Origin of the sequence: Paenibacillus sp. EPM92 (assembly GCF_016586185.1) — a bacterium.
Lineage (GTDB): Bacteria > Bacillota > Bacilli > Paenibacillales > NBRC-103111 > Paenibacillus_G > Paenibacillus_G validus.
Genome location: NZ_BCPS01000056.1, coordinates 80,044 through 106,748, shown reverse-complemented (window position 1 = coordinate 106,748; position 26,705 = coordinate 80,044). Strand labels below are relative to the sequence as shown.

The window sequence follows — 26,705 nt, the reverse complement described above, 5'->3', positions numbered from 1 at the left end:
GGGAAAAAGCGGAACGGTGGTTGTAAGCCTGCTTCTGGAATCTGTCCGATCTTCGGATAGATTCTTTTTTTATCCATGTAGGAAATAGGCAAATGTTGTCGAATGTAAATATGAATTGAACTATCGATGTATCGAATTTGTTGCAAAAGGTGATGAACGGTCGTGGATTTTGTTACCCAATTACTATTGAATATGCTCCTTGTCGTAACTCCGGTCATGATGTACCCCTTGTTCTGGATCGATCGTCTGCAGCACATCGACGACACCGGAAACCGGTGGGCCGCCGCCGCTCTCGCCGCCCTCTCGGCCGTGCTCAGCATGACGTATCCGGTTCAACTGGCCGACGGCTTCCAATACGACATGCGCTTTATCGCGCTCACCGCCTGTTTCATGTATACAGGAACGCTTCCTACGCTGGCGGTCTTCGCCGTCGTTGTGCTCTACCGGTTTATGGAGGGGGGCGCCGGCGCTTACGTTTCGCTCGCCATCACCGCAGTCGTCTTCCTCTTCTTGTGGGCCGTGAAGCGCAAAATTCATCCGTCCGCGCTGCTGCAAAAGCCGCTTGTCGCGGGATGGATCGGCCTGGTCGTTGTCGCCATCACCGCGGTCTTATCGATACCGTTCGCGGGACTCGGCCGCATGGTTTATAGTCCGGAAATCGCGCTTTTTTTTGTCGCCTATGCGCTGACTTATATGGGGACTTCGGTCATTATCGTATGTATCGTCCGGCAAATTCGCATCAATCTCGATTTGCGCAAGCAAATCCAGCAGCGCGACAAAATGAACCTGTTGAGCGAGCTGGCCGCTTCGTTTGCCCACGAAATCCGCAATCCAATGACGGTTGCGCGGGGATTCGTGCAGATGATGAAGCAGCGCGAGCTTACCGAAGAGAAGCGGCAGGTCTACAACCAGATGGTGCTTGACGAACTGGATCGCGCCCAGTCGATCATCAACGACTACTTGTCGTTCGCCAGACCGCAAATGGAAGCGCTGGAGCTGCTGGACGCCAAGCAGCTTGTGCTTCGGGCGCTGGAGCAGCTCGACACCTTCGCTCAACTGCGGAACGTCCGCATCGAAGTCGATCTGCAGGACAAGCTGATGATCAGCGCGAACGCGGACAAATTGACCCAGTGCATCGTCCACTTGTGCCGGAACGGCATCGAATCGATGCCGGGCGGGGGCATCCTGCGCATCATCGGGTCCGTGCAATCGTCCCGCGTCAGCATCGACATCATCGACCAGGGCATCGGGATGACCGAGGATGAAGTCGGACGTCTCGGCACTCCTTATTACACGACGCGGGGGAAAGGAACCGGACTCGGCATGATGGTGACCTACCGCGTCATTCAGAACATTCAAGGCCGTATCGATGTCACGAGCGAGCAGGGGAAAGGCACCTGTTTTACAATCACGCTCCCTTCGCTGCAGCCGAGCAGCTATCATTGATCAGCCTCCGCCAGTATGTCCATCGCTTCTTGAAAAAGAAGGATGGACTTATTTTTCGTTCCTGCCGGCACATGCCGAATGAGGACGGCAACGGCGTATTTCGGATGGTCCGCCGGTCCGTATCCGATAAACCAATGATTCTCGCCGGGCTTGCCGCCGGCCAGCTGCACTTGCGCCGTCCCGGACTTGCCGGCCACCGGCCACTTGGCGGCTTGCAGCGCGCTGCCGGTGCCGTGGTCCACGACTTGCGTCATCCAGCCCAGCATCGTCTTCGCCGTCGCCTGATGAATGGACGGGAACGCTTCCGCATCTGCTGCATGACGCGAATCGAACCGCTCGTATAACCTTTCGTTCCGGAACCGAACCTCTTGCACGACCCGCGGCGACAGCACCTGGCCGCCGTGGAACAGCGTTACGACAAGATTGGCCGCCTGCAGCGGGGTGAGCAGCACGTCACGTTGGCCGATCGCCGTCTGGACGAGCGCCCCCGCGTCTTTACGGTCGGTCGATGCGGCATACACTTGACCGGCTTCTTCCCCGTCCAGCTGCCGGAATCCCGCCGCCGCTGACGTATCCCCGAGCCAGCCGACCCGGTTCGTCAGGCCAAGCGATTGCGCATAGCGCTCCAGTCGTTCTCCGCCAAGCCGCTGCGCGACTTCCGCGAACACGATATTGCACGACTGGGCGAAGCCCTCCTCAAGCGTAAGCGTGCCGTGTCCCTCCTTCTTCCAGCACGTAAAGCCGAATTTCCCGAGCTCCCCGTCGCAATGAAACGTTTCGCCGGGCTTGACGACGTGTTCGTCCATCGCGGCCGCAGCGGTCACCGTCTTAAATATGGAACCCGGCGTCTCCGCCTTTAAAGCGCGATTGCCCCAGCCCGCCTCATTCGCCATATCGACGTGTTCCGGCTGAAAGCTCGGGCGGCTGGCCATCGCGATAACGTCGGCGTTTTCGATATCCATCACAACGACAGCCCCGTCGCGAATAGCCCATTGCTCCAGCTTGCCTTCGATACGCTCCTGCAGCTTGCGGTCCAAGGTTGTGACAATTTTCAACGGATAATACGGGTTGCCCGGCGTTACGGTGCGAATATCCAGCCCCGGAAGCGGCCGCCTTGCCGCATCCGTAAACAGCGACACCGAGGTTGCGCCGATCCCGCGCAGCCACGGCTCGAACGTTTTCTCCAGTCCGGCGTTGCCGATTTTGCTCGTCAATTGCAGCTCGCCCTTATGGAACTGGTCTGTGAATTGCTTCGTGATCCGTTCCGGGTTTTGCCCGATATACCCGATGACCTGGGCTGCAGGCTGGCGCCTGTCGTACCGTTCCTTATACGTCGTCACGCGTAAATCGGGAAGCCCTAGCGCGTCAAGCCGCTGCGCCTGATCCTCGGTCAGGGCAGCCGCTCTGCCATCGACCGTCCAAATTTGAGGTACCGTAAGCGAATCCAAAAAAACGGTCAGCTGCCGCTCCGGGACGCCAAGCACCTTCGCCGCTCGGGCGAGTGATGCTTCTCGTTCGGCGGCGCCGCTCGGGTCCGTTTCGATCGGAAATGCGGTCAGCACCCGCATCGTCTTCCCCGTGAGCGATACGCCGTTGCGGTCCACAAAGTCACCCCGTCCGCTGTCGAGCACGATTCCCTGTTCCCGCTGCACAACCGAATTTTCAACCAGATCGATCCCCCGGTCGGTCAAATGCGTAGCGGAGGCGACCTGGATCCAAAACAGCCGTACGTTCCAGCCGATCAAAACAAGAACGATGCCTATCAAAACGGTAAAATACGGTTTTTTTCAAGGTTGACGATTCATGCTCGCTCATGGCACTCACCTGCTCGCTTCGCGCTTGTGCTGTTTTCTTCCAGTATGCGCATATACAAGCTTCGACAAACGCGGCAGAGCTTGAAGTCAAAGCCGCACGCCTTCAATCCCATGAAATGGAAAAAAGCGCCCGCCTCTCCGCAGAGGCAAGCGCCGTAACGTGAACCGATCACTCGGTCTATACTTGGAATTTGGATAACGATTCTTTCAAGGAATTGGACAGCTCCTCCAGCTTGTCGGACAGCTTGACGAGTCCGGTGGAAACGTTGAGCTGCTCCGAGCTGAGCGATGCCACTTCCTCCGAAGTGGCCGACGACTGCTGCGCCACCGCGCTGACGTTAGCCATCGCATCGCTAAGCACCGATTGGGACGATTCCAATTGACTGATCGACTCGGTCACTTCGGACAGGCGCTCGATAAAGCCTGCCATTTGCGTATCAACCTGCTTGAAGATGGAATCCGCTTCCTTAACCGACGAAATTTGCTCTTGGAAAATCGGATACGCTTGCGACAACACCTGCACCGTCTCGTCAATTTCCTTCTGAATTTGCTCCGTGATTTGCCCGACGATCGCAATCGACTGACGGGATTGATCGGCCAGCTTGCGGATTTCATCGGCCACGACCATAAAGCCTTTGCCTGCCGCGCCGGCTCGAGCCGCTTCGATGGTCGCATTCAAGGATAGAATGTTCGTTTGCTTCGTCATATTGCCGAGCACGTCGAGAATTTTACGAATGGAGCGCGTGCTTTCTTTTAAATTATCGACTTTCTCCACCATGGAGCGGGTCATCGATTCCGTTTCGTTCGTTTTGCCGATCAGCTCGCTCATATAAGTGATCCCTTGCTTACTCGAGCCTTGTACTTCGCCGGCTGACGTGCCCATGATCACGTTCGCTTCCACGACACTTTTCATCTGCTTGGCGATGTTGTGCGTCAATTCGTTGCCTCGCTCGGACTCGACCGCCAAGCTGGATGCGCCGTTGGCGATTTCCTCGGTCGCGATCGAGATATCTTTGGCGGACATCGCCGTTCTCTTCGACGCATCGGACAAGTCGGCCGCCGTCTGCAGCACCTCTTGCGCGGAAGCGTTCGTTTGCTGCACAAGCGCCGTAATTTTCTCCATCATTTGGTTGAAGCTGACGCTAAGCTGCCCGATTTCGTCCTGGCTCTTCACATCCATACGGACGCGCAGATTGCCCTGCTCGCCTTCCTTCATCAGGTTGCGCAGCAGCACGAGCGGACGCCCGATCATGCGGGCGATGAAGTAACCGATGATGACGGCAATGACCATCGCCCCGAGCGCCATGCCAAGCGTCAGGTTGAAAATGACCGAAGCGTCTCTGACCAATTCGTTGACCGGCATATAACCGATGAAGTTCCATCCGTTAACCTGCGATTTGTAGTACACGATCTGGTAATCGCCCTTAATGCTGGTCAGCTTGCCGTTCCTCTCTTTGAAAGCGTCTTCGGGCACATCCAGCTTGCTTTCTTTGCCGAGCTGTTCCTGATTCGGGGAGTACACGTACGTATTCGTATCGGAAACGATGATCGTGCTTCCGCCTTCGCCCATGCTGATGCTTTCGGTTTCCCGGCCGATCGTATCGACGCCGATTTCGATCAGCAGCACACCGGTAATTTGACTCGTCGACGGGCTTTTCAGTATGCGGCCCAGGGCGAACGTCGGCTGCGCGTTCCCCAGAACGCCGTCGGTGAATCCTTTCTCCTGTGTACTAAGCCAGACCGCCTGACCGTTGCCCTCGATGATTTTCTTGAACCAGTCCTTCTCGGCCCGGCTGTCGTTGCCCATCGTATTGGCCGTCGAACTTATAGGTTCGCCCGTTTCCGTCAGCAAATGCACGGCTTTAATGCTTTTATTAGAGAAAGCATAAACATTCAGCTTCTCGTTCACTAACCGGTTCAAGTTCATATAATCGTATGTATCTCGTCCTGTTGCGCGAAGATTCGTGATCGTTGCCCGCAAATCTTCGTTCAGCATCATCTGCATGGTCAAATCTTCGAAGGTCGAATAGATCAGGTCAAGCTTCGATCCCGCTTGAATGATCGTTTGCTCCGAAGCGTCCGCCACTTTGTTCTGAAGGACTTGCTTGGACTTGTAATAAGAAGTCAAGCCAACCGTCAACACAAAAAACAAGATGCAGAAGAAAAAAATCAAGAACAGCTTCGCCCCGACGGATTTCATAAGATGGGTCATCCGCATGTTCTGTAAGGATTCGGCGACAGAACCGGCAGCGCTTGTGCCAGACCGCTTAGACCGGGATGTTTGTGCAGCAAGTTTCATTTGTGCGCTTTTGCCGAATTTTTGCAGGCTTACAAGTAGTGAAGACAACCTATTCTTCACAGGAAACACCACCTAATTCATTTTGGTTTCAAATCATTTTCTTGTTGCTTCTAGGTACAAGAACCTATTCGACATATTAAGCCAAAATCCTCCACCTTTTATGTATTCCTTTCCAATAAACATAGTGCTTGGTGATTAGCCTATGAAAAGGTTTTATAGGCATGTTTATATATATCGGGATAAAGCCCGTCCTTTTGAAGTACTTTTTTGTTCGAATTTCCGGACACGCAAAAAGGCCCGCGAGCGTGAAGCTTGATCGCGGGCCTTTCTTTTTCGCATTTCCGTTATTTGCCGACTCGTTTGCGCATCATATCGAACGGACGAACCGGCTGCTCCACTTTCATCCGAATCAATTGCAGCGGATGGCGGGCGGCGTCAAGCGCCTCTCCGGCCTCGTTCGCGATGCTGGGCACCTGCTGCTTGAAGAATGTGCCGCCCGGGCCGAAAAACTCCACCTCTTGTCCCGGTTTAAAGTGGTTGCGCTGCTGGATGAGCGCTATGCCTTCGGCCGGATCGTAGTCCATCACGACGCCGACGAAGTCGTAAGGCGCCGCTTTGTCCTCCGGCTCGAAGATGTGATCCTCGTGACCCGGTTCGTCGTAGAAAAAGCCGGTGTTCAGCGGACGGTTCGCCGCCTTCTGAATTTCGTACAGCCATTCCGGCTTTAACGTATAATTTTGCGGATCGTCGAAGTACGCGTCGATCGCTTGGCGGTACGCATTCACGACCGTCGCCACGTAGTGGACGCTCTTCATCCGCCCTTCGATCTTGAAGCTGTCGACTCCGGAGCGAATCAGCTCGGGGATGTGCTCGATCATGCACAAGTCTTTCGAGCTCATCGAGAACGGATTGTCACCCTCCTGGAACAACGGCAGCTCCTTGATGCCGATCTGAGACGCAGACGTCCCGCCGAGCTCCTCTTCCGTTGTAAACAGGTCATATTTCCAGCGGCACGACTGCGAACAGCCGCCCCGGTTCGAATCGCGGTCCGTAAAATGGTTCGACAGTACGCACCGGCCTGAATAGGAGCTGCACATCGCGCCATGCACGAACACTTCGATTTCGATGTCCACGTTGCGCTTGATGTCGACGATCTCCTCCATGCTCACTTCGCGCGCCAGCACGACGCGGTCCACGCCGTCTTCCTTCCAGAACTGCACGGCCTGCCAGTTCATCGTCGACTGCTGCGTGCTCAAATGAATTTCCAGCTTCGGCGCCACCCGCCGGCACGTCTCGATAATGATCGGATCGGCTACGATGATCGCGTGTACGCCCGCATCCTGAATGCCGCGCAAATAGTCCTCCAGGCCGTCGATATCCTCGTTGTGCGCAAAAATGTTAGTCGCGACGAACACCTTGGCGCCGTATTTTTCGGCAAACTCAACGCCCTCGCGCATTTCTTCGAATGTGAAATTATCCGCGTTGGAACGCAGCCCGTACTGCTGCCCACCGATATATACCGCATCCGCGCCGTAATGCACGGCGAACTTCAGCTTCTCCAGGCTGCCCGCAGGAGCCAGCAGCTCCGGTTTATCCAGACGCACGCGTTTGCCCAGCAGCTCTTGATTGATTAATGTCATCGCACTCACCCCATTTCGTGTAACGCTTCTTAGTATACTTGCTCTTTATAGAAGAACCCGTACGACAGCTCGCGCCGCGGATCCTGCAGCTTGCGAATCGCCTCCAGCCACTCTTCCTGGAACCGGTAACCGCCCGGGTCCGCCGTATAGGCGTCGATCGCTTGTCTGTAGCTGCGCAGCACCGTTTCGTTGTAGGCCGGCGTCTTCAAGAGCGACTCCACCTTCAAGCAGTCGATGCCGCCTTCCAGCAGCTCGTGAAGGCTGTCCAGCATGCAGACATCGTCCGAGCTCATAATGTGCGTGCCGTTCACATCCTCGTACACCGGATACCGCTCGTTCTGACGCTCCTGCTCGATCAGGAACAAACCTTCATCCATGCCGAGATCCAGCTGTTCCAGCTCTTCGGGACGGCCTTGATGTTCCTTGTAATTCGTCAGCAAGCTCCGCTTCGAGTGGTAAATGTTCGTGATGCCGTGCACCTGCACTTGAACTTCCAGCTCGGGCAGCTGCCGCTTGATCTCCAGCGTCTCCTCGAGGTTCAACTCGCGCGCCAGCACCATCCGGACGGCTCCCTTGCCCGCCCAATACCGGGCCGTCGCGTAGTTGGTCGACGTCATCTCCGCATTCCAATGCAGCTTCATGCCGGGCGCCGCTCTGCGAACGGCGATTAGTACAGCAGGGTCGCCGAAAACGAGCCCGTCGACCTGCACACGGTCCAGCTCTTTCAAATACGTTTCAAGCGGGGCCAGCAGCCCGTTATCCATAAGGTTGTTCACCGCCACATACACACAGGCGTTGCGTGCATGCGCCCAAGGAACAAGCTCTTCAAGCCCGGCTATGGAGATCTCGCCCGGTAAGCGCAGGCCGAAGCGATGCTCGCCTACGACAACGGCGTTTGCACCCGCCTCGATATAACGCTGCGCCTCCCGGACCGTACCGGCCGGGATCAGCAATTCCGGTTTTTTCGTCATGACAGTCACACCTTCTTTCCTTGAGACAACTTTGATCTACTTGTTGCTCTCGGCAATATTTTTCTTATGCTGCTCGAACGTTTCCGCAAACAAGTGCGTTCGGCTGCCGTCCTTCTTCGTCACGTAGAACAAATAGTTCGTCTCGGCGGGGTAAATCGCCGCGTGAATCGAAGCGAGCGACGGGCTGGCGATCGGCCCCGGAGGCAGCCCTTTGTTCAAGTACGTGTTATACGGGCTCTCGATACGCAAATCTTTCTCGAACAGCCGCTCTTTCGGCTTATCGAACAAGTATTGAATCGTGGCGTCAATTTCCAGCTGCTTGTTTTGCTTCAACCGGTTGTGAATAACGCCGCTGACGAGCGCCCGCTCTTCCTCTACCGCCACTTCCCTCTCCACCAAGGAGGCGAGCGTTAACATTTGGTGAAACGAAAGGCCGCGTTCGGCCATCGCCTGCCGCCAGCCTTCGGGCAGCTCCTGCAGCCGTTTGTCCAATTCGCCGACCATCGTGGCGATCATCTCCTGCGCCGAGGCGTCTTTCTTCCACTCGTAGGTTTCGGGGAACAAGTAACCCTCCAGCCGCACCTTCATATTCGGGTCCGCCGGTATGCCCGAAGCCACCGAGTCCCCGGATCCTTGGAATTGCTGCGCCGCCGCTTCGAACGCCTGCGCGTCGACGCCGAGCTGCTGCAGCTTCTCGGCTGTTTGCTTCAGCGTAAAGCCTTCCGGAACGGTGAGGCGTATACCTGCCGACTTCACCGTCTCGCCGCGATTGAACAGCGAGACGATCGCTTCCTTCGACAAGCCGGGCGACAGCTCGTATTCGCCCGCTTGAAACTTGCCGCCCTCGCCCTTCAGCTTCAAGTACCACGTGAAGAGCCGCGCATCGCGGATTAACCCTTTCTCTTCAAGCTGCGAGGCAAGCTCGCTGATCCCCGTTCCGGGAGGGTACGCCACCCGCTTGAGCTCGCTTGACGCCGGAAGCGGCGCAAGCCCGCGGCTGACGTACAGCATCAGCCCTAGCGCGGTCCCAAGGCCGATGAGAATTATGATCATGATTGCTGCAATTCCAACACGTTTCAGCGACATCGCCTGCTATCTGCACCTGAAAGGGCGCCGCTCCTTTCTTCTATTCAAACGAAAAAGAGCGGAGAATCTCCGCTCGTGGTATACGGCCAACCTACATTACAACGATTCATCCGCCGGAAACGTCCATTCGTCGAAAAGCTCCGAGACCTCTTCCCACTCGTCGTCGTCTTCGATCGTCTCCAGCGCAAGTTCCCCGTCTTCATTACGCGTTACGCGAAAAACTTCCGGTTCATCCTCTTTGCCCGGCTTCGCCTTCTCCAGCATGGCATAGCCTTGGCCGTTCCTGACAAGCTCCGACACAATGCGGTACACGACGGATTCTTGATGCTCATCATATAAAATAATATCATCTCCGTACGCTTCCCGCAACTGGCGCGTCGGCACCGCTTCCGAGGCCGAATTCGACATGGGCCTCCTCCTTTGCACCTAAGCTTACTTGGACTCTTCTTCGTCTTCCTCGAATTCGTCCATCAGCGTGTTGAACGTTTCTTCGACAATGTTCCATTCTTCTTCATCGTCGATCGTGTACAGCTGCAGATCGTCGCCGTCTTCTTCATAACGGAACGCATACACCTCGTCGGATTCCTCGTCGGCGTCCACAGGGACGACCATCATGTACTTCTTGTCCGAGCCGTCCACTTCGAACTTCATAATCACTTCAAATTCTTCTTCGTTGCCTTCATCATCCGGAATGAATATAATTTCGGGCTCTTCTTCCTGCAACAGCTCTTCGTTCACGTTCTGGTCGTTCTGAGACATGAGTTCTTCACCTCTTCGAGTTGGAGTTGGCATCCATATATCCTTGCAATATGAGCGCGGCCGCCATCTTATCGATGACCTGCTTTCTTTTCTTGCGGCTGACGTCCGCCTCGAGCAGCGTACGCTGCGCGGAGGCGGTGGTCAACCTTTCGTCCCACAAATGTACGGGCAATTGTAGTTTTTCATGTAAACTTTGGGAAAATGCAATGCAAATTTCCCCACGCGGGCCGATCGTGTTGTTCATGTTCTTCGGCAAGCCGACCACGATCTCCGACACGCCGTAATCGCGGATAATTTCGCGCAGCCGGTTCGTGTCCCTCTCTTCCGTCGTACGACGGATGACTTCCAGCCCTTGCGCGGTCCAGCCCAGCTCGTCGCTTACCGCAACGCCGATCGTTTTGTCCCCGTAATCCAAGCCCATTAAGCGCATAACTTGCTCCTGTCCGTCCCTCTTGCGTCCCGCTTCTAAGATTTGTACTGCTGCAAATAGGAACGAACCAGCTCTTCGATCAGTTCGTCCCGTTCCCGTTTGCGAATGATGCTCCGGGCGTTGTTGTGACGCGGAATGTAGGCCGGATCGCCGGAGAGCAGGTAGCCGACAATTTGATTGATCGGATTGTACCCTTTTTCCTGAAGCGCGTCGTACACCGCGAGAATGACTTCTTTGGGCGAGGTTTCGATTTCTTCCGCTTTCATGTTGAATTTCATCGTTTTATCCATAGAACTCATATCTGCGAAGCACCCCCCTGCAAAGTTATTACTGACTTATTCGCCATCGGCCATAAAATTCCTGTTGACAGCGAACATTTATTTGGATGCGACCAGCCGTTCGACCGTTCCGAGGGCTTCCTTCAGCTTGGAGGCGTCTTTACCGCCCGCCTGCGCCATATCCGGACGGCCGCCGCCGCTGCCGCCGCAAGCCGCAGCGACTTCTTTAATCAGCTTGCCGGCATGATAGCCTTGCCCGACCAAATCCTGTGAAACGGCCGCTACCAGATTCACCTTATCTTCCGCCGCAGCGCCGAGCACGATGATGGCCGAACCGAGCTTTTGCTTCATCTGGTCGACGATATTGCGCAGCGATTCCATATCGCCCGCGCTTACTTCGGCCGCAAGCACGTTAACCCCGTTCACGGCTTTGACCTGATCGGTCAGGGAGCCGGCTTCAATGCCGCCCAGCTTCGCTTTCAACGATTCGTTCTCGCGGGAAAGCTCCTTCAATTGGGTGAACAAGCCTTCCACCCGTTTCGGCACGTCCGTAATATTCGACTTCAGCAGGCTTGCCGCATCGCGCAGCAGCTGCAGCTGTCCGTCCAAGTATTGGTAGGCCTGACGCCCGGTCGTCGCTTCGATCCGCCGTATGCCGGAGCCGATGCCGGACTCGCTGACGAGCTTGAACAAGCCGATTTGGCTCGTATTGGACACGTGGCAACCGCCGCACAGCTCCAGGCTGTAACCGCCGATGCGAACGACACGCACAACATCTCCGTATTTTTCCCCGAACAACGCCATAGCGCCCATCGCTCTCGCTTCGGCGATCGGCTTGAGCGAAATGTCCACCTCGAGGCTGTTCCAAATTTGCGCGTTGACCCGCCGCTCGATCTCCTGCAGCTCTTCGGCGGAAATGCTTCCGAAATGCGAGAAGTCGAAACGCAGACGTTCCGGCGCAACGAGCGAGCCCGCTTGATTGACATGGTCGCCCAGCACTTCTTTCAAAGCTTTATGCAAAAGGTGCGTCGCCGTATGATTCTTGATAATGTCCTCGCGGACATCCTGAGTCACGGTTGCCTGCACCGTCTCTCCGCTGCGCAGCACACCGGCCTGGACGACGACGGTATGCACGTGCTGGCCGTGGGGCGCTTTGCCGACCGATTCGACTTTAAGCACGGTATCGCCCGCTGTCATGTAGCCGTGATCGCTGACTTGACCGCCGCTTTCCGCATAGAACGGCGTCCGGTCCAGGATAACCTGACACGTTTCACCCGTTCCGACCAGATCGACGAACTGCTGCTCATGCACGATTGCGATCACTTTAGCACTTGTTACCAAATCAGTATATCCAACAAACTCGCTTTTAACCGTAAAATCAGCCAGCGGTCCGCCCTGCACCTTCATGCTGTCAGACTCCTGGCGTGCCGCGCGGGCGCGGTCCCGCTGCTCCTGCATCGCACGGTCGAACCCTTCGCGGTCCACCGTCAGCCCTTGCTCCGAAGCATAATCCTCCGTCAGATCGAACGGGAATCCGTAGGTATCGTACAGCTTGAAAGCGTCCGATCCGCTGATCGTGGTCAAACCATCCTTGCGGGCCTTCTCGGTCAACTCGGCCAGAATGGCGAGACCGCCGCCGAGCGTCTCATGGAAACGCTCCTCTTCGGTACGGATCACCTTCTCGATAAATTCGCGCTTCTCCACCACTTCCGGGTAGTACACGCCCATAATTTCGCCTACGACCGGCGTCAACAGGTACAGGAACGGCTTATCCATACCGAGCACCACTTTGCCGTATCGGACCGCACGGCGAAGCAAACGGCGGATGACATAGCCGCGTCCTTCATTGGACGGCAGTACGCCGTCGCCGACGGAGAACGCTACCGTCCGGATATGGTCGGCGATAACTTTGAGCGCGACATCCTGCTCGTCGTTTTCTTTGTATTTGACCCCGGCCAGCTCGCACGTTTTTTGAATGATCGGCTGGAACAGATCGGTGTCAAAGTTCGAATCGACATCTTGCAGAATCGAAGCGAACCGTTCGAGTCCGGCGCCGGTATCGATGTTTTTGTTCGGAAGCGGCGTATAGCTGCCGTCCTTATTATGGTTGAACTGCGAGAATACGAGGTTCCACACCTCGAGGAAGCGCTCGTTCTCGCCGCCCGGCCAGCATTCCGGATCGTTCAGGTCGCCGTATTTGTCGCCGCGGTCGTAAAAAATTTCCGTACACGGTCCGCAAGGCCCTTCGCCGATATCCCAGAAGTTTTCCTGGAGCTTGTAAATTCGCTCTTCCGGAATCCCGATTTTCTTGTTCCAAAGCTCGAACGCTTCCGTATCTTCCGGATATACGGTAACGGAGAGACGCTCCGGATCGAAGCCGATCCATTCTTTGTCGGTCAGAAACTCCCACGCCCACGTGATGACTTCTTCCTTGAAGTAATCGCCGATGGAGAAGTTGCCGAGCATTTCGAAAAAAGTGTGGTGGCGGCGCGTCTTCCCCACGTTCTCGATGTCGTTCGTCCGGATACACTTCTGCGAGTTGGCGATCCGCGGGTTCTCCGGTACGATGCGGCCGTCGAAGTACGGCTTCAGCGGCGCCATCCCGGCGTTGATCCAGAGCAACGACGGGTCGTTGTGAGGCACGAGCGGGGCGCTCGGCTCGATTTTATGGCCTTTGCTTTCAAAAAACTTTAACCATTTGGAACGAATTTCACTAGCTTTCACTTTCGTAAGCCCCCCCTGAATTGAAATGAAACGGGAAAAACAATAAAAAAACGCCCCTGAAAACAGGGACGATTGCTCGCGGTACCACCCTGGTTATTGCACGGCCTTCGCCTGCGCTGTTAACGCTCGGCGGTTCGGTGCAATCTCCTCTTCGCGGACGATAACGGGTCCTTCCGGCGGAGTTTATCCGCGCTCCGAAATGAGCGTTCAGTCGCCCTTCATTAGGAAGACTCTCGCAGCGGACCGCACCCAAGCCCGGCTCTCGGACATGGCCTGCGCCTGCCTTCTCGCCGTATCGGTATGCATCCGAGCCTTCTCTCTGGCTAATGGACTACAACCTACTGAATTTCTTCAACGCTTTCTTGTTTGGAAGCCAAAGCTTTACAAAGCAAAATTATACCTTTCCGACGGCGGGCCTGTCAACCGAGATCCGCCCTGTAGAGCCCGGCATTTGGGCGTATCCCGTTCCCGTGTCCCGTGCGGGGCCGGGGCCCTACTCCCAAACGAGGGAGGTCAACAGCTTGTGTTCGAACGCCCGGATGACGAATGCCTCGTAGAAGTCGCGGCGGACAATCCATTGGTACACCGCATTGTGGTGCGCATAGAACAACACGTCGGTCAGAACGTCGTTATGGCCAAAATAATCGCGCACCGCCTTCACGCCCTTCTCGACACTCGCATCCGGCACGGATAGACGCAGCCAAAATTCCACGTCCGCCTCCCCGTCGTTCTGCTCCTCCCAAGATAAGAGCTTCTCGTCATATGTATAGCGAAGCTTTGTCATCGCAGCCTTTCCCCCTTACATCAAATATCTTACATAAATATATACGTGCGCCAGCGCCACCGAAAACAGCATCAAAGGAAATGCGATTATCATATATTTCATAAACGATATCGGATATCCTTCCCTGGCGGACATGCCGGCGACGATCAAGTTGGCGCTGGCCCCGATCAGCGTCCCGTTACCGCCGAGGCAAGCCCCTAGCGCAAGGCTCCACCAGAGCGGCTCCAAATCGGATACGCCCATCGTTCCCATCTCGAAGATCATCGGAATCATAGTGGCCACGAACGGGATATTGTCGAGGAACGCCGAAGCGAGCGCGCTAAACCACAAAATCATGATCGACGTCTTCGTCACATCCCCGCCGGTCAACTTGATCGCCTGCTCGGCCAAAGCCGCGATGACGCCGGTTTCAACTAAACCCGATACGAGCACGAACAATCCGATGAAGAAAAATATCGTCATCCACTCGACCCGGCGGAACGATTCTTCCAAATAATGCTCCCCGGTTAACAGGAGCAACAGGAACGCGCCGGCCAAGGCCACCGTGGCCGATTCCAGATGGACGATCTGATGGATGAAGAAGCCGCCGATCGTTAAGCCCAGCACGACCAAACTTTTGCGAAGCAGCGCCGGGTTCTGGATTTCCGACTTTTCATCCAGATCCATGACGCCGCGCCGCAGCTCCTCCGTTGTCTGAATGTCTTTGCGAAACAGCAGGACGAAGACCGGGATCGTCGCGATCAGGATGATGATCACAATCGGCGTCAGGTTGTTGATGAACGCCATGAACGTCAGTTCCTTCACCGCGCTGCCGATCATAATGTTCGGCGGATCGCCGATTAACGTCGCAGTCCCGCCGATGTTGCACGCAAATATTTGTGAAATGAAGAACGGGATCGGATTGACCCGCAGCTGTCGCGTAATGCTGAAAGTGACCGGCACCATCAGGAGCACCGTCGTGACGTTGTCGAGGAACGCCGAACCGAACGCCGTCACGATCGCCAGCGCGACCATGATGCGCGCGGGGTGTCCGCCGACTTTTTTGGCCGCCCAAATTGCGACGTACTTAAATACCCCCGTCTCCGCCGTAATGCTGACGATGATCATCATCCCGACGAGCAGTCCGAGCGTGTTAAAGTCGATGTGATGGAGCGCCGTTTCCTGATTAACGATTCCGAGCACAACCACTAGAATGCCGCCGGTCATGGCGACGATCGTTCGGTGGATTTTCTCCGAGATGATGAATCCGTAGGCGACGAGAAATAACCCGATAGCGATGAGCGCTTGCTTGTCCATATAGATAGTCCTCCTGCGATGTCTGGTGAGACCCTGAAAAAAGACAAAGAGGAGCCCTTGGTGACAGGCTCCTCCTATGAAACGATTGCTGAATATGCAGTTGTAGACGGGCTTCAGGGTCTCCCGAAAAAAATTCCATCTGTATATACGCCGGAGGTTGCAATTTGTTGCGCCCATGACCAAATTTTTTTTAAACGGTTCGTTTATGCACGTAATATAAAAAGACATGCTGCAGAATAACCTTGATTACCGCAAAGAACGGAACCGCCAATATGAGCCCGACCACACCCGCCACCTCTCCTCCAACGAGCAGCGCGAACATGATAAATAATGGGTGCATGTTCAAAGAACGGCCGACTACCTGCGGTGAGATGACGTTGCCCTCGAGAATTTGGCAGACGGTATTGACCACGATAACCAGCAGCAGCATTTTGATCGAAATCGTCGAGGCGACGATGAGCGCCGGAGCCGCGCCGAGAAACGGCCCCAGGTACGGAATGATGTTGAACACCGCGACCACGCTTGCCAGCAGCAGCGCATAGGGGATGCCGATTGCCCAATACCCGATGTAAGCAAGCAGCCCGACAATCAGACAAACCGTAAACTGTCCGCGAATGTAGTTGCCGAGCGCCGTATCGATATCGGTCAGCATCGACACAATCTCTTTGCGGTGCGTTCTGGGCACAATGGCCAGCGTCGTTTTTTCGATCAATTGAAAATCTTTCAAAATATAGAATGCGACGAACGGGATAATAAAAATCATAAACAGCTTATTGATCGTATTGCCGATCCCGTTGATGTAATCGGCGATCGCCAGCGAGATGCCGTCCTCCAGCTTCGCCAACGATTGATGGATCCCGATCCGGACGCTGTCCGGCAAAAACTGCAGGCCGTTCAAGTCGTCGACCAGGCTCTGCGCCTTGAACGAAACGTCCGGCATGTGCTCGTTCAGCTCCGCCAGCTGGCGAACGAGCATCGGAATCACGTTCATCAGGATGACCGTCATGGACATGATGAACAAGGCGTAGATCAGAAGCACAGCGATCGTACGCGGCACTTTGCGTGCGCCCAGCAGCGAGACGACCGGATTCAAGACATAGGAAATAATGAGCGCGATGATAAACGGTGTCAAAATTTCGCGCAAAAACCAATACACCCCTGAAATCATCGGCCGGAGCTGCATCAGCAAATATAAAATAACAAGAATGAGCAAGGTATAAACCATCCCGAGCAGAACGCGGTTTTTGGGCAGCCGTTCCAGACACGTCCCCTCCTTCGGCATCTTTCGGTACCGGCTTCGTCAGTACGAACGAACTTCCATATACTACAGTATATGTACAACCCCTGGTTCTTAACCCAACATTCGGACGTCCCCCGCACATAAAGCCGGCACGAGCCGAATACAATGAAGAAGGACGAACGGGGCAAAAAAACACCGCAAGCGAAGGAGCGACGCTCCCTGCAGCGGTGTTCATAGGCGTTATATTGTAAGTCGGCTTGCCGGTCCGAACCGTTAGTTGGCGTGAACTTGCGGCATTTCCTCTTCAAAGAAGAGATCATCCAACGAACTTAACGTACCGTCTTCCTCGACTTGGAATACGGACATCTTCTCCCCGTTCACGGTCAGTTCGATAAAGCAGCCCCAGCAATAAAATTGATGCGAGCCGATTTTGCCGATATCTTTGGAATTACAGTTTGGACAACGTAACATCTGTATCACCCTATTCTTCTTTTGGTACGAAGATTTCCTCCAACGCCTCGCTTGCGCGTACGGGAACAATTAAGGCGTCCTCGCCGACTTTCACGGAATCCGGCATGGGCAGCCATTTGCGCCCTTCTTTGAGATCTGAAATGAAACCCTCGGTCAATTCGTATCCTATTACTTTTTTACCCGTTTTTGCATCTAAATAAACATCCTCGACGACGCCGAGTTGTTGACCGTTCACGGTCAGCAGCGGAAGTCCCTTGATCCGGTGTCTCCCGCCAAGCAGAAGCTTCCAGGTATTCTTCGCTTCAAGCGGCTTAATCGCGTCCTCCCGCTTGATCGTAACGGCGTCTTCGCCTAGTGCGATAACGTCTTCCCATTCCACGCAAGTCGCTTCTTGAAACCAATGTCCCGCCCCTAGCAGAAACGCCTGCACTTGCCAATCCTCGTCGAGCAGCAGATCCGTAACTTCACCGACTTGTTTGCCGGTATGCACGCAGATCACAGGCAACCCGATCACATCCCGCGTACGTCTCACCAAACTCTCTCCAATCGTGAATTGGCTTAAACGATACTACGTAAACGGCGGATGACGGTTTCAACCCGTGACGCGGTTTCGCGAATCTGTGCGGAATCATTCGAGGCGCCGAAGCTGAACCGAATCGCCGACGAAGTTCTCGCTTCGGATAACCCCATCGCTTTCAGCACATGGGATACCTCCAGCGATCCTGAGGTACACGCCGATCCGCTTGCCGCCGCGACTCCGGCCAAATCGAGATTCATCAGCATCGATTCCGTCGAGACGCCCGGGAAGCTGACGTTCAGGATGTGCGGCAGCCGCTCGCTCGGATGTCCGTTCACGATGAAATCGTCCGGGCTGAGCCGCTTTTCCAGCTCGTTTACCAGTTCTTGACGTAGTGTTTCCACGTGATGTTTCTTTTCATACCTCGCGCGGTCAAAAAGTTCAACCGCCTTCGCAAAACCTGCGATCGCCGGGGTATTCTCCGTACCTGGGCGCCGTTTGCGCTCCTGGGAGCCGCCGTAGCCTAACGGCACGAACCGAGCGTTCTTCGCTATATACAACGCGCCGACCCCTTTGGGACCGTTCAATTTGTGCGCGGAAAAGCTCATAAAGTCAACAGGCAGCGCATGCAAATGAAGCGGCATGTAAGCCAGCGCCTGAACCGCGTCGACGTGAAAGGCGATTCCCTTCTCGCGAGCCAGTGCGCCGATCGCTTCGATCGGCTGCAGCGTGCCGACTTCGTTATTGCCGTACATGACGCTGATCAATATCGTATCCGGGCGAAGCGCGGATTTAATGTCGTCCACCGAGACCCGTCCGTATTCGTCGACCGGCACGTAGGTCACTTCGTAGCCGAGGCGCTCCAATCTCTCGCATGCATGCAGAACCGCATGATGCTCGATCTGCGTCGTAACGATATGGTTGCCGCGAGCGCGGTTCGCTTCAGCGGCGCCGAACAGCGCCATATTATCGCTCTCCGTGCCTCCGCCGGTAAAGACGAGCTCAGACGGCGCACATCCGACGAAAGAGGCGATCCGATCGCGCGCTTCGTTCAGCGCGCTCTTCGCGTCGCGGCCGGCCCAATGCGTGCTGGAGGCATTCCCGAAGCTATTCGTCCAATATGGCATCATGGCTTCCACCACTTCCGGATGAACCGGGGTTGTTGCGGCATGATCCAAATAAATCAGGTTCAATGTACTCACCACATCGTTCATAAGAAATGTAAAGACACTTAGATATAAAACATATAGCTGTCGTGATGGCTTCCCTCGTCATGATAGGAGATCATATCCTGCAGCGAGGTCGAATCCAGCACTTGTGCGATGCCATCGCGAATGCGTATCCACAAGTTCCGTTTGGCAGGGTCGTCTTCCTCCGTAAAATCGACGGGGCTGATCGGACCTTCCAGTACCCGAATGACATCTCCAGCGGAAATCTCCTCGGGCGATTTTGATAATATATATCCACCGTAAGCGCCGCGAATGCTTTTGACTAACCCGGCATTACGCAGCGGGGCAACCAATTGCTCCAAATAATGCTCGGAAAGCTGATGCTTTTCGGCGATGCTTTTCAGTGAGGTGGGGCCTTCTCCGAACCTGGTGGCAAGCTCCATCATGATGGTCAGCCCGTAGCGGCCTTTAGTTGATATCTTCAAATCGAGCACCTCATTTACATATCATACATTTTGGTATCTTTTCTATGGTAACACAAAACCTTCTATTGTGGGAGAAAAACAATGACGATATGTTGAAATAATTTTATTTATGAGCAAATCTATGTATAATACTAAGCAGGCCACAAGAGCAAAGCGAGGGGATTAAGAATGAGTAAACCACGTGTTGTCCTCGGCATGTCAGGCGGCGTCGATTCGTCCGTTGCGGCGCTGCTCCTGAAAGAGCAAGGTTACGAGGTCATAGGCGTATTCATGAAAAACTGGGACGATACCGACGAGTTCGGACACTGTACGGCGGAAGAAGATGCCGAAGATGTGCGCCGGGTATGCAGTCAAATCGGTATTCCTTATTATACGGTAAATTTTGAGAAACCATACATGGACAAGGTGTTCGCCTATTTCTTGGACGAATATCGCAAAGGTCGCACGCCGAACCCGGACGTCATGTGCAACCGGGAAATCAAATTCGGCGAGTTTCTGAACAAGGCGCTCGAGCTTGGTGCAGACTATATTGCGACCGGCCATTATGCACGCGTCGAGCAAGTTGACGGCGTATATCGGCTGCTGCGAGGCGTCGATTCGAATAAGGATCAGACGTATTTCCTGCACGCACTGAGCCAGTACCAGCTCTCCAAGGCCATGTTCCCGATCGGCCATCTGCCGAAGCCGGAAGTCCGCGCGATCGCGGAGAAATCGGGTCTTGCGACCGCGAAGAAAAAAGACAGCACCGGCGTTTGCTTTATCGGCGAGCGAAATTTCAAAGAGTTTCTCAGCGGTTATTTGCCGGCCAAGCCGGGTGAGATGCGCACGCTGGACGGGGAATTGAAGGGCCGCCACGACGGCCTGATGTACTATACCCTCGGACAACGCCAAGGGCTCGGCATCGGCGGCTCGGGCAGCGGCGAGCCTTGGTTCGTCGCCGGCAAAGACCTGGAGCGTAACGTGTTGTACGTCGTTCAAGGCGAGAAACATCCGGCGTTGTACTCGAAGGGCTTGCTGGCCACCGACTTGACCTGGATCTCGGGAGAACCTCCGCAAAGCCCGTTCCGCTGCACGGCCAAGTTCAGATACCGCCAGCCGGACCAAGGCGTCATCGTTCATTTCGAAGCGGACGGCAGCTGCCGCGTGGAATTCGATCAGCCTCAGAAGGCGATTACGCCGGGACAATCCGTCGTGTTCTATGACGGCGATGTCTGCTTGGGCGGAGCGGTCATCGACAAGATGGTGAAGTGACGCGGACAAGGTTTGGCTATACCGCATCAGGCACCGGAGATCGGCTGACTTGAGCGTTCGGCGTCCCATATACAAAAACCGTCAAGGTACTCCACCTTGACGGTTTTTTTGTATAAAATTATTTCCCGGGCTATAACGCAGACCGCTCAACCGATCGTCAGCTTGCCTTCCGGATACCGATAGCTGTCCTTCTTAAGCTTCGGCTGCAAAGCGAACGCCAGCGTGATCAGACCGACTCGGCCGATATACATCATGACAATGATGTTTATTTTGCCGGCGAAGCCTAGCTCTGGCGTCAGTCCCGCGCTTAAGCCCACCGTCCCGAAAGCCGAAGCCGCTTCGAACAAAATCATCAGGAAATCTTGCCCCTGCACGGTGGATAACGCCATCGTGGACAGCACGAGGCAAAACAAGCCAAGCAAGGAAAAGGTCGTCGCTTTATATATATCTCTCTTCGGGACCCGGTAACGGAACAGGACCATGTCTTGCTTCCCCCGCACCATGGTCAGTACGGCGCCGACCAGAATAACGAAGGTTGTCAGCTTGATCCCGCCGCCGGTGGAGCCGGGAGCCGCGCCGATAAACATCATGATGACCATCAGGAACTGCGTAGCCGACCGCAATCCGGTAATATCGATCGTATTCACTCCTGCGGAGCGCAAGGTGATCGCTTGGAACAACGAGGCGAGAATTTTCGTGTCGAGACTGAGCGGGCCGAGCGTACGCGCATTCGTATATTCGAATATAAAGATGAGCAGTGCGCTTAACAGCGTCAAAATGCCGGTAGCCGTCAGCACAACCTTGCTGTGCAGCGACAGGCGCCGCGAGCTCGGGTAATCCACGAGCTCTGAGAGCACGATAAATCCGATACCGCCGAACAAGATAAGCAGCATCGACACAAGGTTGATTCCCCAGTCCGCCACATAAGGCGTCAGGTTGCGGAACCCGCCAAACAGCTCAAAGCCCGCGTTGTTGAACAGCGATATGGCATGAAACACGCCGTAATAAAGCGCATGGCCGAGCGGCATCTCCTGCGACAAGCGATAGGCGAAGTACAGCGCGGCAAAGCTCTCGATGACGACGGAATAGATCAGCACCTTCATAATAAGCCGCACGACGCCTTCGATGCCGAGAAGATTCATCGACTCCTTCAGCATGAGCCGATCGCGCAGCGAAATCCGCTTCTTCATCGCGATTGCGAACCATGTGACCGTCGTCATAAAGCCCAAACCTCCGAGCTGCACCAGAATCAGGATGACGACTTGACCAAACTTTGTAAAATAAGTGCCCGTATCGACCACGAGCAATCCTGTCACGCAAGTAGCCGAGGTCGCCGTGAACAACGCGTCGACCCACGGGGTAGCTTCCCCGCTTACGGCAGCGGCCGGCAGCGACAACAACAGCGTGCCGACCGCAATAATAAGGGCGAAACCGCCGGCAAACACGCGCGGCGGCGTCAGTTTGAACCATTTGGACTTGCGTTTCACTCGTATGTCATCTCCTTGCACCGGGCTCCTTCTTATGAGCTAGTATACCACGACGCAACTAGGCGGCAAACGTCATCGTCACCTTTCGTCAAGCAGCGGACTTTTCCGCATGCGAAGCTTCAGCCGGGTTCAAGCGCCGATACCGAGCGCCGTCAGCACCATATAGATCGTCACGACCCATCTCGGCATATCGGGAGATACCGCCCGAAAGCTGTGTAAGAAATTCGTCCATGCAGGCCTCCTGCGGTCATAAGCTTTTACGGCTCTCTCCGACACGCGAATCCGGATGGTGATTGAACGTATCCGCGTATTCCACCAATCCGATGTCGCAGCCGGGCCCCAGGCTCACATTCTTGGCCCGGACGATGCCGGCGCGGGTGTGCTCCAGATAAACCTCGTCGCCTTCAATCGTATCGACGATCAGCGCATCTTCTGCGAACATCAGCGCCCGTACCAGCTTGCCGAGCGCGCCGGCAAGCTCCGTTTTGCGGACAGATATCGTTTCGCCGCCGATTTCTTTAGCCCGGCATTCCGTGTACAAGTCGACTTCGATGCTCCCCGCATTCAGCAGACCGTCCACGCGAAAGCAGCCGCGGGAACGGAACGATTCCGCTTCGCAAGCGCCCTGAACCTTCAAATAACCGTTCACCACGATGTCTTCTCCGGATAAGCCGGCCTTCACCTTCAACTGCCCGTCGACTCTCAGCTCGCGTGCGCTTAAGCTTCCTTCCACGTCCGCTTTGCCGTTAATTTGCATGCTGCCGGTATCCACCTTCGCTTCAAACGAAGTCGAGCCGTTGACTTCCACCGTTTGAGCCTTCACCTCGCCGTGTATGCTCGACCTTCCGTTACAGACGAAGCTCACCAATCCAAAGGACCGTTCACGTTCCCTTGCCCGTTAATCTTAACGTTGTTATACGCGCCTCCGCCCGCGCCGCCCATTACGCCTGAAATATTCAAATCGCCGCGTAAGCCCATCGTTATCGCTCCATTCCCCCATCAAATTTGCACAGCGTCGGTAACATCCGATCCCGCCGTATGCTCGAGCTTGTTCGTATATTCAATCCGGCCGATGCCGCACCCGGGTCCGACGACTACGTTCCGCCCCCGGATGACCTCCGCCTGCGTGTACTCCACATAAACGTCGTCGCCCTCGATCGATTCGGCCGTCAGTGTGCCTTCATAATAATCCGCCGGAAGAAACAAGGAGCCGAGCAGCTTCTTCAGCATCGTCCCGGTCCCGCGCCGCACTTCGATGCGTTCGCCGCCGATTTCCTTAACCTGACATCGGCTGTGCAGAGCAAGATCAACCGAATCCGCATTGACAAGCTCGGCGATTTTGAAGATGCCCTTAATCCGCAGTTGCTCCGCTTCGCAGCGGCCCTTTATTTGGAAATAACCTTCCAAATGAATCCGGTCCCCCGTGACATGGCCCCGAATAGTCGTTTCGCCGTTCGACTTGATCTCCTGCGCCTTCACGTTGCCTTCGACCGCCATCCTCCCGTGGATCGTCGCGCGCCCGGTGACCAAATCGCCGCTGACATCGAAGGTTCCGTTGATACGACACGACGTGCTTTTCACGTCGCCTTTTACCTTCACCGTACCGCTGCACTTGAGAGCCAGACAGTCGACATCGCCGTTAAAGTCCGCTTCCCCCATCACCTTGATGTCTTTATACAAGCCCCCGGCCGCGCCGCCCGTCCCGGTGACCGTCAAATTGTTGCGCGATTCCATTGGGTCATCCCCTTCCATCGTTCATCTTCATCTTCAGTTCTTCCATGCACGCGGCAAAGCTCAACCGGGCCACGACTTTCGTACCCGGGTCGAACATAACGGAATCCGAACCGCCGATCATCAGGAACGAAGAGATGCCCATCTTGCGAATGAACACCAGCACCCAACTTTTGTTCTCTATTGCCGACTCGTGGCCATGCAGCGTCTGCAGCATCATAACGCCTTCGTCCAGATTGATATCGCCAGCTTGCAGCAGCTTATCGAGCATATAAGCGATCAAGATGCGTCCGAACGGGAGCACGGGTCCGTCGCCGAACGTGTTCGCGAACAACTCCAGCGATTGTTTCGAAACAATGTTACGTTCCAAAAGTTCGCTTTGCCCTACCGCCATGTCCGCCACTTCCGGCGAGAAGACGTCCGCCAACTCGTCAAGCGATAAATCTTCCTTCATATTGATGATCTTATCGATACGAGCCAAAATGCTTTTCTTCGGAAAAAAAGTTTCCTGCCCGGTAAACGTCGATTTGCGGATGAACCAGTCTTCGGGAATTAAATTTTTCCGCTTCCAGCGGTACAGTTGGCCATACGAAATACCCGTCAATTCCAGCAATTCTTTCTTGGATATGAGCTCTTGCTCGATCATAACCGCACCACCTTATACGTAACAATGTAACATAACATTGTTACGTTGTAAACTCGAAAAAAAATGACCTTCCCGCAGGTCAATTTTTCCGGCATTTATCGGCTTACATCCCATGGTCTCCGGATGCCGGATCGCTATGCTTCGCATTCTTGCTCGGCGTCACGAGAATGCGGGAGATACGTAAATGGTCGATTTCCTCTACGGTAAACACAAACCGTTCATTCCACTCGACCTGCTGCAGCTTGGTGGGCGGCATCTCAACCTGCGCGTACATCCATCCCCCGATCGTATCGTAATCGTCCGATTCGATTTCGAGACCGAAATACCCGTTCACCTCTTCGATCAACAAGCGCCCGTCGATCGAATGCGTCCGTTCGTCCTTCCGCTCGATCTGCGGGCGTTCTTCGTCGAATTCGTCCTGGATTTCACCCACAATTTCCTCGATAATATCCTCGAAGGTAACAAGTCCGCTCGTGCCGCCGAATTCGTCGATCAATAGCACCATCTGCGCTTTGCGCTTCTGCATCAGCTTCAATAAGGCGCTGATTTGCATGGATTCCGCGACCTTCATAATCGGCCTTACGATCGTCAGCAACTCGCCTTCGCCATCCGTCAGCTTCAATAAATCTTTAATATGGACAAAACCGATGATCGCGTCCTTATCGGGATCGCATACCGGGTACCGCGTATGCATTTCGCTGATCGCGATCATTTTATTGTCCTCATAGGAGCGCTGGGCGTACAAACATATCATTTCCGTACGGGGAATCATAATCTCACGCGCATTCGTTTCCGTAAATTCAAAAATGTTATCGACAAGCGTCAGCTCCGTATTGTCGATTAACCCTTTCTGGTTGCTTTCTTTCATCAGCACGCGTATTTCGTCTTCCGTATGGGCGCTGCGATGCTCCTCCGTCGGTTCGATGCCGGTCAGCCTCAGCAGCGCGTTCGACAGCCCGTTCAGCATCCAAATGAAAGGGTACATGATCTTGTAGAACGCCACCAAGGGAACGGATGAAAGCAGCGTCACACGTTCCGACTTGCGAATCGCATACGTCTTGGGAAACTGCTCGCCGAGCGTAATGTGCAGCGTCGTGATGAGCGTAAATGCCAGAACGAAAGCCGCCATGTGAACGACGGACTCCGGCAGCCCGAACGGGCGCAAAAGCGGCGCCAGCAGCTTGGAAACGACCGGTTCCCCAAGCCACCCGAGCCCGAGGGAGGTTAATGTGATTCCGAGCTGACAGGCGGATAAATACGCGTCCACATTGCTCAGGACCAAGCTCGCACACCGTCCGCTTCGCGAGCCGGCGGAAGTGAGCTTCTCGAGCCGGCTGCGGGACGCTTTGACGATGGCGAACTCAGCAGCGACAAAAAAACCGTTCAAACACACCAGCAGCAGTACAAACCCGATGTTTAACCAAAGGGGGAACGGATCGCTGATCAAGCCCTTTCACCTTCCCAACCGCAAGAAGTCTAGTTTGAAACTATACTAATACCCTATACATCCAAGGGCACGGCTAGAACGGGAAAGTGCGACGCTTCGTCTTCCTTCCGGGTTACGACGGCATCGGCGTAGGGGTCGGTTTGGCAAAGCCTTGCTTGTACGTTTGCTCGATCGTTTGGCGTATTTCCTTCAGCGTCTTGCCGTCCTGCTTCATCTTGATCGACTTGACTGCAATTTGCAAACATACGCCGCAGCGCGTGCCATGATCGTCCCAGACGACGGAGCCGTCCGCTTGCACTTCCTTAATAAAACAGTTCATGTTGCTCATATGACCGGCACTCTCCCCGCAGCCGCAGTAACAGGGCATCCACTTCAAGAGATCGGCCGCTTTGCCGGCGGCTTCATAGACGAGGCGCACATCCTCGGGTTGTTTGTCAAGAAAACGCGGCAGCGCGTCCGCGGAAGCTGTTTTTTCTTGAATATCGCCCTGCGGCGTTGGATGTCCTTGCTGAGTGTGCCCGGCATGCGCACTGCCGTTACCTTCGGCAGAAGGGGCCGTCTTCGGCGCGCAGGCCGAGACGACGGAGGCCAGCAGCAGAAGCGCGATTACCGGTTTGACCGCTTGTTTCATACGTTCCCTCTTTTCCTTCATTCGTTTACCTTCGATTGTACATCAATAATGGCCGCGGTGCCAAAACTTACCGTGTGGAGAGCTTTCGCCGCTGGAGCTGCGT

26 protein-coding genes are annotated in these 26,705 nt (G+C 55.0%); 2 read left to right on the top strand and 24 right to left on the bottom strand.

The window, feature by feature from the left end; translation table 11 throughout:
* Positions 1-162: 162 nt before the first annotated feature.
* Positions 163-1,446 (top strand): sensor histidine kinase, encoded by a 1,284-nt coding sequence (locus JMF85_RS11395; protein WP_201318206.1) that lies wholly within the window; start codon positions 163-165, stop codon positions 1,444-1,446.
* Here JMF85_RS11395 and JMF85_RS11390 read toward each other — a convergent pair.
* From JMF85_RS11390 to cymR, 17 genes are all read right to left on the bottom strand, one after another.
* Positions 1,440-3,191 carry a peptidoglycan D,D-transpeptidase FtsI family protein gene (locus JMF85_RS11390; protein ID WP_236595823.1) on the bottom strand — a complete coding sequence of 584 codons (1,752 nt, stop codon included), beginning with the start codon at positions 3,189-3,191 and terminating at the stop codon, positions 1,440-1,442. The two genes, JMF85_RS11395 and JMF85_RS11390, sit on opposite strands and share 7 nt — an antisense overlap.
* 247 nt (positions 3,192-3,438) lie before the next feature.
* On the bottom strand, positions 3,439-5,460 hold the full coding sequence (locus JMF85_RS11385) for a methyl-accepting chemotaxis protein (protein WP_236595822.1): 2,022 nt from the start codon (positions 5,458-5,460) through the stop codon (positions 3,439-3,441).
* Between the two features lie 443 nt (positions 5,461-5,903).
* Positions 5,904-7,199, bottom strand: a complete 1,296-nt coding sequence (locus JMF85_RS11380; protein WP_054797866.1) for a peptidase U32 family protein — start codon at positions 7,197-7,199, stop codon at positions 5,904-5,906.
* Positions 7,200-7,228: 29 nt separating this feature from the next.
* Positions 7,229-8,170, bottom strand: a complete 942-nt coding sequence (locus JMF85_RS11375) for a peptidase U32 family protein (RefSeq protein WP_127607128.1) — start codon at positions 8,168-8,170, stop codon at positions 7,229-7,231.
* Between the two features lie 36 nt (positions 8,171-8,206).
* The gene (mltG, locus tag JMF85_RS11370) at positions 8,207-9,223 is read right to left on the bottom strand and encodes an endolytic transglycosylase MltG (protein ID WP_236595821.1); all 1,017 of its coding nucleotides are present in this window, start codon (positions 9,221-9,223) and stop codon (positions 8,207-8,209) included.
* A gap of 129 nt (positions 9,224-9,352) precedes the next feature.
* Positions 9,353-9,664: a DUF1292 domain-containing protein gene (locus tag JMF85_RS11365; RefSeq protein ID WP_127607124.1), complete on the bottom strand. Its 312-nt coding sequence runs from the start codon at positions 9,662-9,664 to the stop codon at positions 9,353-9,355.
* 24 nt (positions 9,665-9,688) lie between these two features.
* Positions 9,689-10,015, bottom strand: a complete 327-nt coding sequence (locus JMF85_RS11360; protein ID WP_054797870.1) for a DUF1292 domain-containing protein — start codon at positions 10,013-10,015, stop codon at positions 9,689-9,691.
* A 7-nt stretch (positions 10,016-10,022) separates the two neighbouring features.
* Positions 10,023-10,445 (bottom strand): Holliday junction resolvase RuvX, encoded by a 423-nt coding sequence (gene ruvX / locus JMF85_RS11355; RefSeq protein WP_127607122.1) that lies wholly within the window; start codon positions 10,443-10,445, stop codon positions 10,023-10,025.
* A 35-nt stretch (positions 10,446-10,480) separates the two neighbouring features.
* Positions 10,481-10,744 (bottom strand): IreB family regulatory phosphoprotein, encoded by a 264-nt coding sequence (locus JMF85_RS11350; RefSeq protein ID WP_054797872.1) that lies wholly within the window; start codon positions 10,742-10,744, stop codon positions 10,481-10,483.
* 78 nt (positions 10,745-10,822) lie between these two features.
* The gene (gene alaS / locus JMF85_RS11345; protein ID WP_201318203.1) at positions 10,823-13,447 is read right to left on the bottom strand and encodes an alanine--tRNA ligase; all 2,625 of its coding nucleotides are present in this window, start codon (positions 13,445-13,447) and stop codon (positions 10,823-10,825) included.
* 493 nt (positions 13,448-13,940) lie between these two features.
* A complete protein-coding gene (locus JMF85_RS11340) occupies positions 13,941-14,231 on the bottom strand; it encodes a hypothetical protein (protein ID WP_054797873.1) in 291 nt (96 codons plus the stop codon).
* Positions 14,232-14,246: 15 nt separating this feature from the next.
* Positions 14,247-15,527 (bottom strand): ArsB/NhaD family transporter, encoded by a 1,281-nt coding sequence (locus JMF85_RS11335; RefSeq protein WP_201318202.1) that lies wholly within the window; start codon positions 15,525-15,527, stop codon positions 14,247-14,249.
* Between the two features lie 190 nt (positions 15,528-15,717).
* Complete coding sequence (locus JMF85_RS11330) at positions 15,718-16,788, bottom strand: AI-2E family transporter (protein WP_127607226.1); 1,071 nt, start codon at positions 16,786-16,788, stop codon at positions 15,718-15,720.
* Between the two features lie 252 nt (positions 16,789-17,040).
* Positions 17,041-17,238 (bottom strand): hypothetical protein, encoded by a 198-nt coding sequence (locus JMF85_RS11325; protein WP_014371928.1) that lies wholly within the window; start codon positions 17,236-17,238, stop codon positions 17,041-17,043.
* A gap of 10 nt (positions 17,239-17,248) precedes the next feature.
* Positions 17,249-17,770 (bottom strand): PRC-barrel domain-containing protein, encoded by a 522-nt coding sequence (locus JMF85_RS11320; protein WP_127607115.1) that lies wholly within the window; start codon positions 17,768-17,770, stop codon positions 17,249-17,251.
* Positions 17,771-17,796: 26 nt separating this feature from the next.
* Positions 17,797-18,948 carry a cysteine desulfurase family protein gene (locus JMF85_RS11315; protein ID WP_127607224.1) on the bottom strand — a complete coding sequence of 384 codons (1,152 nt, stop codon included), beginning with the start codon at positions 18,946-18,948 and terminating at the stop codon, positions 17,797-17,799.
* Positions 18,949-18,986: 38 nt separating this feature from the next.
* On the bottom strand, positions 18,987-19,409 hold the full coding sequence (cymR, locus tag JMF85_RS11310) for a cysteine metabolism transcriptional regulator CymR (protein WP_054800160.1): 423 nt from the start codon (positions 19,407-19,409) through the stop codon (positions 18,987-18,989).
* A 168-nt stretch (positions 19,410-19,577) separates the two neighbouring features.
* On the opposite strand from cymR, the gene mnmA reads away from it, so the two are divergent.
* Entirely contained in the window at positions 19,578-20,660 is a 1,083-nt protein-coding gene (gene mnmA, locus JMF85_RS11305; protein WP_127607113.1) for a tRNA 2-thiouridine(34) synthase MnmA, read from the top strand.
* Between the two features lie 146 nt (positions 20,661-20,806).
* On the opposite strand, the gene JMF85_RS11300 is transcribed toward mnmA, so the two are convergent.
* The 7 genes from JMF85_RS11300 to JMF85_RS11270 all read right to left on the bottom strand — a co-directional run bounded on the left by JMF85_RS11300 (position 20,807) and on the right by JMF85_RS11270 (position 26,602).
* The gene (locus JMF85_RS11300) at positions 20,807-22,147 is read right to left on the bottom strand and encodes a TrkH family potassium uptake protein (RefSeq protein WP_141334258.1); all 1,341 of its coding nucleotides are present in this window, start codon (positions 22,145-22,147) and stop codon (positions 20,807-20,809) included.
* 88 nt (positions 22,148-22,235) lie between these two features.
* A complete protein-coding gene (locus JMF85_RS11295) occupies positions 22,236-22,379 on the bottom strand; it encodes a hypothetical protein (protein ID WP_201318201.1) in 144 nt (47 codons plus the stop codon).
* Between the two features lie 15 nt (positions 22,380-22,394).
* A complete protein-coding gene (locus tag JMF85_RS11290; RefSeq protein ID WP_201318200.1) occupies positions 22,395-22,955 on the bottom strand; it encodes a cell shape determination protein CcmA in 561 nt (186 codons plus the stop codon).
* 191 nt (positions 22,956-23,146) lie between these two features.
* The gene (locus JMF85_RS11285; RefSeq protein WP_201318199.1) at positions 23,147-23,881 is read right to left on the bottom strand and encodes a polymer-forming cytoskeletal protein; all 735 of its coding nucleotides are present in this window, start codon (positions 23,879-23,881) and stop codon (positions 23,147-23,149) included.
* A 4-nt stretch (positions 23,882-23,885) separates the two neighbouring features.
* On the bottom strand, positions 23,886-24,521 hold the full coding sequence (locus tag JMF85_RS11280; RefSeq protein WP_201318213.1) for a YhbD family protein: 636 nt from the start codon (positions 24,519-24,521) through the stop codon (positions 23,886-23,888).
* A gap of 106 nt (positions 24,522-24,627) precedes the next feature.
* Entirely contained in the window at positions 24,628-25,971 is a 1,344-nt protein-coding gene (locus JMF85_RS11275; protein WP_201318198.1) for a hemolysin family protein, read from the bottom strand.
* A gap of 112 nt (positions 25,972-26,083) precedes the next feature.
* Positions 26,084-26,602: a PCYCGC motif-containing (lipo)protein gene (locus tag JMF85_RS11270; RefSeq protein ID WP_127607103.1), complete on the bottom strand. Its 519-nt coding sequence runs from the start codon at positions 26,600-26,602 to the stop codon at positions 26,084-26,086.
* Between the last annotated feature and the right edge of the window lie 103 nt (positions 26,603-26,705).

Excerpts from the sequence above, each read along its gene's own strand:
- JMF85_RS11365 (WP_127607124.1), bottom strand. The coding sequence starts at position 9,664 with ATGTCGAATTCGGCCTCGGAAGCGGTGCCGACGCGCCAGTTGCGGGAA.
- mltG (WP_236595821.1), bottom strand. The coding sequence starts at position 9,223 with ATGATCATAATTCTCATCGGCCTTGGGACCGCGCTAGGGCTGATGCTG.
- JMF85_RS11375 (WP_127607128.1), bottom strand. The coding sequence starts at position 8,170 with ATGACGAAAAAACCGGAATTGCTGATCCCGGCCGGTACGGTCCGGGAG.
- JMF85_RS11285 (WP_201318199.1), bottom strand. The coding sequence starts at position 23,881 with ATGGAATCGCGCAACAATTTGACGGTCACCGGGACGGGCGGCGCGGCC.
- JMF85_RS11335 (WP_201318202.1), bottom strand. The coding sequence starts at position 15,527 with ATGGACAAGCAAGCGCTCATCGCTATCGGGTTATTTCTCGTCGCCTAC.
- JMF85_RS11360 (WP_054797870.1), bottom strand. The coding sequence starts at position 10,015 with ATGTCTCAGAACGACCAGAACGTGAACGAAGAGCTGTTGCAGGAAGAA.
- JMF85_RS11270 (WP_127607103.1), bottom strand. The coding sequence starts at position 26,602 with ATGAAACAAGCGGTCAAACCGGTAATCGCGCTTCTGCTGCTGGCCTCC.
- mnmA (WP_127607113.1), top strand. The coding sequence starts at position 19,578 with ATGAGTAAACCACGTGTTGTCCTCGGCATGTCAGGCGGCGTCGATTCG.
- JMF85_RS11325 (WP_014371928.1), bottom strand. The coding sequence starts at position 17,238 with ATGTTACGTTGTCCAAACTGTAATTCCAAAGATATCGGCAAAATCGGC.
- JMF85_RS11340 (WP_054797873.1), bottom strand. The coding sequence starts at position 14,231 with ATGACAAAGCTTCGCTATACATATGACGAGAAGCTCTTATCTTGGGAG.
- JMF85_RS11380 (WP_054797866.1), bottom strand. The coding sequence starts at position 7,199 with ATGACATTAATCAATCAAGAGCTGCTGGGCAAACGCGTGCGTCTGGAT.
- JMF85_RS11350 (WP_054797872.1), bottom strand. The coding sequence starts at position 10,744 with ATGAGTTCTATGGATAAAACGATGAAATTCAACATGAAAGCGGAAGAA.
- JMF85_RS11295 (WP_201318201.1), bottom strand. The coding sequence starts at position 22,379 with ATGGACGAATTTCTTACACAGCTTTCGGGCGGTATCTCCCGATATGCC.
- ruvX (WP_127607122.1), bottom strand. The coding sequence starts at position 10,445 with ATGCGCTTAATGGGCTTGGATTACGGGGACAAAACGATCGGCGTTGCG.
- JMF85_RS11385 (WP_236595822.1), bottom strand. The coding sequence starts at position 5,460 with ATGAAATCCGTCGGGGCGAAGCTGTTCTTGATTTTTTTCTTCTGCATC.